The sequence below is a fragment of the Acidovorax sp. SUPP2825 genome (genome assembly GCF_030158995.1).
GTDB lineage: Bacteria > Pseudomonadota > Gammaproteobacteria > Burkholderiales > Burkholderiaceae_C > Paracidovorax.
Window position 1 is genome coordinate 1 of record NZ_BQXK01000041.1, and the last position, 7,703, is coordinate 7,703.

At 41.7% G+C, this 7,703-nt stretch carries 10 protein-coding genes; 6 read left to right on the forward strand and 4 right to left on the reverse strand.

Features of this window, described 5'->3' with window-relative positions:
• The 3 genes from AVAK2825_RS24350 to AVAK2825_RS24360 form a co-directional block, all read left to right on the forward strand.
• The coding region (locus AVAK2825_RS24350; protein ID WP_284403067.1) for a hypothetical protein at positions 1-274 on the forward strand (274 nt) is incomplete at its 5' end.
• Positions 275-368: 94 nt separating this feature from the next.
• Entirely contained in the window at positions 369-563 is a 195-nt protein-coding gene (locus tag AVAK2825_RS24355; protein WP_284403068.1) for a hypothetical protein, read from the forward strand.
• A 14-nt stretch (positions 564-577) separates the two neighbouring features.
• Positions 578-1,033, forward strand: coding sequence for a hypothetical protein (locus AVAK2825_RS24360; RefSeq protein ID WP_284403069.1), 456 nt, complete (start codon positions 578-580; stop codon positions 1,031-1,033).
• Positions 1,034-1,073: 40 nt separating this feature from the next.
• Here the strand turns inward: AVAK2825_RS24360 and mobV are convergent, their stop codons facing one another.
• Positions 1,074-2,069: a MobV family relaxase gene (gene mobV / locus AVAK2825_RS24365; protein WP_284403071.1), complete on the reverse strand. Its 996-nt coding sequence runs from the start codon at positions 2,067-2,069 to the stop codon at positions 1,074-1,076.
• 422 nt (positions 2,070-2,491) lie between these two features.
• Entirely contained in the window at positions 2,492-3,019 is a 528-nt protein-coding gene (locus tag AVAK2825_RS24370) for a hypothetical protein (protein WP_284403072.1), read from the reverse strand.
• Positions 3,020-3,148: 129 nt separating this feature from the next.
• On the opposite strand from AVAK2825_RS24370, the gene AVAK2825_RS24375 reads away from it, so the two are divergent.
• From AVAK2825_RS24375 to AVAK2825_RS24385, 3 genes are all read left to right on the forward strand, one after another.
• On the forward strand, positions 3,149-3,499 hold the full coding sequence (locus tag AVAK2825_RS24375) for a helix-turn-helix domain-containing protein (protein WP_284403073.1): 351 nt from the start codon (positions 3,149-3,151) through the stop codon (positions 3,497-3,499).
• A gap of 48 nt (positions 3,500-3,547) precedes the next feature.
• Complete coding sequence (locus tag AVAK2825_RS24380; protein ID WP_284403074.1) at positions 3,548-3,838, forward strand: hypothetical protein; 291 nt, start codon at positions 3,548-3,550, stop codon at positions 3,836-3,838.
• Positions 3,839-3,965: 127 nt separating this feature from the next.
• Positions 3,966-4,961 (forward strand): peptidoglycan recognition protein family protein, encoded by a 996-nt coding sequence (locus AVAK2825_RS24385; RefSeq protein ID WP_284403075.1) that lies wholly within the window; start codon positions 3,966-3,968, stop codon positions 4,959-4,961.
• 515 nt (positions 4,962-5,476) lie between these two features.
• On the opposite strand, the gene AVAK2825_RS24390 is transcribed toward AVAK2825_RS24385, so the two are convergent.
• Positions 5,477-6,472, reverse strand: a complete 996-nt coding sequence (locus AVAK2825_RS24390; protein WP_284403076.1) for a replication initiation protein — start codon at positions 6,470-6,472, stop codon at positions 5,477-5,479.
• 333 nt (positions 6,473-6,805) lie between these two features.
• On the reverse strand, positions 6,806-7,703 hold an 898-nt coding region (locus AVAK2825_RS24395), incomplete at its 5' end, for a site-specific integrase (protein ID WP_284403077.1).

Here is a 7,703-nt window from a genome sequence, read left to right on the forward strand (position 1 = left end):
GTGTTGGCGCGAGGCCTCAGCGAACAGGTCGAACTTCAGGGCGCTACGGGGAGTGATCATGGCAAAGGATGGAGCACGCGTTCTCGATCAACAAGGGACCGGATGGGTTTTGAGAGGTTCCCTGAAGACTGAGAGGAACTCAGACTTTTACATCGATGGAGTCGCGATGGATCAGCAGGTTGCCAGAAATGGAGCGGGTGAAGGGAACAAAATTTCTGAACCCTACTACCTCAATCAAATCAACAACTTAGCTCAAACATTGCCTATTTTTTAGGCAGAATTGTGTGGGTTAGATGTGTGAGTTGGATGATAGCGCAGAACATTGCTACATTAGACAGACTTTTATTTGACAAACATCGAATTAATTTATGGAAAAATTAATAACTCAATCTTCTGCTGACATTGAAGCTTTAGCTCATCTAAACCTTGCCGTGGTCAGAATTCTTGTGGCTAAAGGATTAGTGCAAAAGGAAGAGTTATTTGCAGAATTGCCACGTCACCAACCTCATGAAGCAGTTGCTTTTGCTTTGCATCGTCTAATTAGTAATCTACCGGAATGCTAATTTAAGGGGGCTATATGGGAGTGGTTGTAGCAATAGGCTTGGCAAATTTAGTTTTTCTGGCATTTGCCATGCGCGACATTGCATTGAAAGGAGGGTCAAGGCGACTAACCTTTTATGGGATAGGACTCGTTCTGGCGGGAATATCTTCAGCATTCTTGATGGGGTTTTATCTAAAACAAGCTCCTGAGTTTATGGAGTATATGAAAAACTCATTTTTAATTTTGGGTTCAAGTGTCGGAGCCAATTTTTTTGTCGCAGGAGTCTTGCTAAATTTTGATGAGCAAAAAAAACTTCGTGAAAATACAATTATCCTCCCCTTAATTGAACAAGCTTCTCAACAAGCATGCCAAGAGAGTAACCAATTACGATTCCCAGAAGAGACGGAAAAAACCACCAAGGGAATAAATTATACAATTCCATTAGTATTTTTATTGCTGGCATTTGTCACCTCCTGTAATCGTAAGAAATAATAAATCAAATCCATTAAAAGTCAACCTCAAAATTCAATCGTTACTTGAATTTTGAATTTGGTGACAGGGTTTCTTTCATAAGACTAATTTCTATCTGCGCATTAGATAGCTGTTTCTGCAATTCATTTTTATCCGATTGCAGTTGCTCCAGATTCTGAATTGCCTTTGTCTGTCTATTGAGCTTTTCCTGCAAGGCTTCTTTTTCACTCTCCAACTTATATTTTAATTTTTCGGCATCAGCTTCTGCGCGCTTCCACTCACGCAGAATTTTCTTAGCTTGCTGAATAATTTTATTTTCATAGACTGTAGATGCAAACAGTCTTGCAACCTTTGCATATATTTTTGCTTCCTGTTCTTTCATATAGACATCAGGATTCAAGATATTTTTTAAGGCAGGAGCTTCCAGCTTCACTGCCTTTTGCAAATTCTCATTGTTCACTTTTGTGGGTTGCTTGATCTGCTCATAGAACTTCTGCACTTGCTGGTGTGTGGCTCTGGAGCCCTTTAAACCGCGCTGAAGACCAAAGACATTGTTATGTGCTGCATACCTAGTCTGTAGCTGGTTCAATGCGTTCCTAGCCCCATAGAAGCCTTTGCAATTCAGTTTGCCCCGGTTGTCTATCGGAACAACATAAGCTTCTAGGTGCGGCGTTTTTTCATCAAGGTGCAAGTACATGCAGAGAATATTTTTCTCTCCATGCTCTTTTTTCATGAACTCAATTTGAGCTTCGCACCATTTTTTTAATCTCTCGTCCCTTTCATTTTTTGGACCTTCGTCAAAAAATTCGGGACTTGCAGTGAGCAAAAACTCAACTGCGATAACTGCATCTTTCCTAATTTTATTTCCAGCAGAACTATATTCTTGCAAAAAATTATCCGCTGCCGCTGAATAATTTTCTTGTCCATAGAGTAATTTATTTCGATGTAATTTTGCAGGGTCTGCGTTTGGTGTCTCACGCCTCCTGTATGTGTGGTTCTCTCTGGATTTCAGGCTGGCTATTGACTTGTGCTTTTTTATTCTTATTATGCTGTGCATGGTATTTATGCCTTCGGTTTTTTCTTATTCTCTCTTTATCTTATAGCTTTATTTTGCGTTGTAAAGATCCCCCCTTCCGGGTGGAACTCACTCCACCTTTTACTGACGTAAAAGGTCAGTGCTTCGCACTGGTTCGCCCCTCCGGGGAAATACCAAACAGCCAACAGCCTTCCGCCCATAAATAAAGCCACCATGCGGTGGCTTTATTTTATTGTGCGGCCATTTTGAAAAGAGGCTTTTCACCTTCCGGTGTTCTGGCTTCGCGGTGTTACATTTACTTTTTAAGTGTATTGGGTAACACCTAAAGCCTTGACTTGGCTTGTCATTATTTGTGTGATGAGTCGGCGTTACTTTTACGGGATATTTTTTGGATGACTCAAATTCTAGCCCCGTAAATTTAAATTGCGATTAGGAATTTTGCATTAACTCCAGCTATAGCCTGACGCATTTTTGATCTCTGTTGCGATAGTTTCTGCAAGTTCTGGCGACATATATTTTGTGATTTTCACTTGCCTTCCATTTGCATTCGCACACACATATGCAGTGCCTTTTCCATTTCTTGAGCTCGTTTCCGTCAAGGTTGTAATAGTTTGGATTTCAGCAAATGGAAGTTGATTGCTGTCAAAAATGATTCCTACACTAGGCTTGATAGTCAAGGAAGATTTTTTATTATTAAATTTCCAAATCGAAAAAAGCCACAAGGCCACTGCCAAAATGTTCCAGAAAATTACCAAACCCAATGGAAATTCGTTCCTCACAGACCGCGAGTCGTAGAACGGCATCATTGCAGGACTGGTCACTGCGCATGAGACAGGATAAAGCGCCATCATCAAAATGCCGGCGAAATTTGATCCGCTGTGTGCACTAATCCGTTGAGTTTTGAAGTTCAATTCAATTGAACCATCTGGATAAATAATCTTGTCATAGCCTTTTTCGAAGCTGCTTTCCATAAATTCTCTCTATGAGTTGAACGCAATGCTTCCAGTTGATCAACCGGAAGGGTTGCTTTCTACCACTTTAGTTCTTCCTGTCAAGTGAAGTTGCTATCAACCTATGGAGTTGACACGGAAGGCATACAGATGAAAGATGACTTTGAGAAGAAGATTGCTGTAGAGGTGGGGGCTGCGATCAAAGCCAAGAGGCTAGATGCAGGCATGTCCCAAGATCAGCTAGCAGAGCGGCTAGGCGTGGGTCCTGAGGCTGTCTCTAGGATGGAACGCGGCGTTGTAGGCTTGACCATCCCAAAACTCGTGGAGCTGGCCAACGTCCTCAAGTGCTCCGTTGAGGACTTCATACCTGGTGCTAGCGGTTCGACTCAATCCGGCGCCAATGAGATAGCTCAACTATTGGAACCATTAGATAAAAATAATATGAAATTTGTTGTTGAAATGGTTCAGAAACTATCGAGCCACTTAGGATATAAGAAATGAGTTACCTAAAAGATATTGATGTGCGAATATGTACATCAATTGAATCTTATGACTGCACATCTGAAGTTTTTCAAATTCCATAGCGATCCCAATTTGGTCAATGACACTAACATCAGCATTGGTGACTATCTGATTGCCTTGGCGTATCCTAGTATCTTCATCATCACACCCAGCAGGGAAGAAAAAGAGGTGAAAGTCAATAAACCTGGCTTGTCAATTGAACCTGACAGTTATTCAATTCAGGCTTTTCTCAATGAGAATCCTGAGTTTTGCGAAACTGTTATTGAAGCAGATGAGGGATTGAGTAAATTTTTTAAAAACTGGTCTGCAAGCCAATAGATAAAAAGCACCTTCGGGTGCTTTTTTTAGCTTCGCTAGCGCTGCTGTAAGTGTAGTGCATCAAATCGTCATTAGCACTTTGTTGCTTAAAGTAGAAGGCTATCCGATAATTCCCATATGAGATTGTGTGAGAATTGACCGATCATCAAAAAAGGGAGCATTAGTTAAATTTATGTCAGGCTTGAAAATTTCTTCTCCTATCGGAAGGACTACAGGTAACAAACCCCATGAAGTCATGGCTGTTCAAAAAGCATTGAACCACCATTTAAAATCCAAGATAGGATATGTGCCTATTAAAGAAAGTGGATTAATTTCACAGGAAACTCTGGAGGCAATTTATATCTTCCAGACGATGAGTGGAATTTGCCCGGCGGATTCAGTGATCTTTCCAAATAGCATCACCCATCGCACTTTGAATAAAAATGCTGTTCGTACAGCTAATCCTTTGGCTGCCCGTATGTCCTCAGATCGGAGTGATGTAAGGCAAGCAATTATTAACAGGCTAGGAGTAATTGAGCGCAAGCAATGGAATGCCATCAATCCTGCCAAATTGCCGGGAAATGACTGGGATTACAAAGCTATCGCCATTCACCATGCGGGCAATTCTTTCACTTGTGGAGCTGCTGGAATCGATTCACTTAGACAGGTTGAAAAAATCGATATGAGCAAGTTCGGTCAGGTGAGCTATCATTATGCAATAGATTGCTCAGGCACTATTTATGAAGCTCTTGATATCAGAGACAAGGGAGCTCATGTGGCGAAATCTAATACAGGAATAATTGGTTTAGTTTTCCTTGCTGATTTTAGTGCAAGAGGCGAAGCTGGGAAATATGGTCCAGGAATTCTCAATGTGGCAAAAAAAGAGGGGCTGAAATCTGCCGGTTCTGAATTTTTAAGTGTCCAAAAGGATAGGCTTGATGTCAGTCGTGATGAGCCTCCAGAGGTGCAATTGACTAGCGCGGAAAAGTTGGTAAGGACATTAGCCGAGTTTTTTCCTATGAAAAAATTAGGTGGTCATCGTGAATTTGCTGTAGCTACTGGAACTAGTCGCGCCTGCCCGGGAATTTATGGAATGATCATTGCAGAGCAGCTTAGAAACAAGTTTGGATTTGAAAGGCCATAATGAGAATTCGCGTCCGTTACCTTTTTTTAATTTGCATGCCGCTGTTTTTTTTATCCTGGATTTTTATTGGTTTGGATGATTATGTTGGAGACCATGAGGTGGGTTCACATTGGAACCCTTTTATCAAGTCAAAACCAACGTTTCAGATTATTTTTAAAAATCCTATTGTTGATATCCTAGATATCAGGCCAATTGAAGAAATCGACGAGAAAACAAAAATCGATTTTTTGGAATATTGTTCAATACGCTGGGGAATCAATGATTTCAAAAAGTGTTATGAGCGAACGGTGTCTTACATAATTTGATTTTTCGCGCGTTTTCCTTTTTTATTCACTTTCGTTCATCTACTTGCGTAGCTCCACTTCGAGATCCAGATATTTATTTTTCTCTGAAATCCAGATCTGTATTTTGGCCTTCGGCATAGATTTTTCCGCTACCGAGATCACCCCATAAATGGGGTATATATCTGATGGCACCATATTTGCACCATAGTAGTTAAATTCAACTAAGTGTTTTTACTTCTTCTCGTATAGACCAACCTGCGTGTCCACATAGTTCCAGTGATTTTTAACTGTTCTCATTGAGACATCAGCACGGATGGCTACAGATTGCTGAGTAATGGGGATACCTAGAGCCTTCAAACCGATAGCAGCTTGAAGGACCGCTTCTCTGGTGGATTGCTTGGCAGAGTTGTTTGCATGTGCATAGGAGGCACCAGCAACTTGTTTGGCCGTCTTGGGCATGTCTGCTGGTAGCTGCATAATCCCACGGTTCTTTTGCTGTCCTATGGTGCTCCTGTGCCTCCATGTCCAATTGCCTACAGATTTAGCAGTAGAGAGCACTTCTTTGGCGGGGAGAACACCTTTTTCACAGTCTAGAAACGCTCCATTAAGTGACAAAGCTTTTGAGTCCACATCTTGCTGAAAAGGTTCGTAAGAGCTTTGATGTAATACGTCTTGGTATGCCCAGAGCCTTAAAGTATCAAAAAGAGTGGTGTTGCGGCCCTCTGGTGATTCTTTGAGGCACTGCTTATTCTTGTTACCCTTGAGTTCAACACCCCATTCCATAAAGTCTTCTAAGTCGTATCTAACTGGATGGTGAATTAGCCGCCAGTGGGGGTGAAGAGGATTCTTTATGAAGTGACCTACATAGCCTAGATCAGCTCCCAATAAGTTAGTAAGAGCTATATCCGTGGCTTCAAAGAACTTTTGTGGAGCTCTACGTGCTTGCTCTGTATAGTAGACAGGTATTTTAAGTTCGTAGAGATAGTGGCAATGTGCATTCTCCGGATTGACGATAACAAAGGTAGGCGGGGGAAGCCCAACGCTGTCCCAGAAATATGCAGACCCTGGTTTGTCTATGTCTAATGCAATGTACTTTTTATAAAACTGGGGAAGCTCTACATATAAATGCTGTAGAGCTTTTCTCTTCTTCCTAAACTTACAGCCATATTGAAAATCATCTGTACTTCTCACCTTGTCAGGTAGGGCATTGATAAAAGCTTTCAACATAAAATTCCTTTCTTTCTTGCGAAATTCAGGAGTTAAATGCAGACACTTGACAATCAGATTTAAATACGGTTAAATATTCTCATCAGGCAGCCCGTTCAAAGCTTCTTTTCCTGAAATTCTAAATACCTCTAGCTTCCAACTGGAGGTATTTTTTATCACTCTCTTGTTGTACGAAAATTGGCCGCGCATGTCAAATTTGGAAGTATAAAGAGCACACATCCCGATATTTGACTTTCTGGGGTTTTATGCTTTAATATTTTTGACAAGCCAAGTGAGGCAATGTGAGGTATATCCTCAAAATAGAAAAAGCCACCGCAAGGTGGCTTTTTCGTCTCAATCAAAAACGGTGAATGCTTGCAAATAGTCAAACCCACTAAAATTAATTTTCTCGTGCCAATCCAGCTTCTCAACAGCCTCTTTGAGTGTCTTCATAGGCAGTTCATGCAGGTAGTTGTAGTGAGTTGATTTGTCACTCACGTGACCCGAAAGGGTGTAAATAGTTGAATTATTGACGTTGCGTGCAACAAGCCGAGTAATAACAGTGTGCCTCAAGGAATAGAAGCAATTGTCATCTTGCTTCACTTCAACATCTTCAAGATACAGGGAAAAACTCCTGGACATATTTTTCTTGGTTCCATTGTGACCATTTTTCAAGTACCAGAACAGTTTTTCTTTTTCCTTAATTTTATCAACATACTCCAATAGTCCCATTTTAATCAATTGGGAATGAATGGGGATAGGGCGAACTCCAGCAGGCGTTTTGGCATCTTTTACTTGAAAGAAGTGAACTCCATCGTCCTGCCTGATATTTTTAACCTCAAGGGTTGTGATCTCTTCTGGGCGCATGCCGGTGTAGAGACAGATAAGAGGCCCCCAGTAATAGTCTGGCTTTTTGGCGTAGGTCTTGTAGTTAGTCCATTCAAAAATAGCCTGCAAGTCGTCTTCGTAGAACTGATCTCGGGACTTCAATTGCTTCTTGCTATTCTTGATATACATGCCCTCTACTGGATTGTTTTGGTCTGTCCTCAATCCATTCTTGATGGCATAGTCAAACAACCCACGCAGGCACCCCAAAAATCCATTAATAGTATGCGGCACCTTCTTCTGGGAGCCTCTCACAACCCCATGTTTGACGAATCCGAATAGGGAGGAGTGGGCGCCAGTAGCCGTTTGAGCGTGATGAGGCCCAGCAGCGGTCTGCGCCTGGGTGCATGAGGGGCCTTGCAGGCCC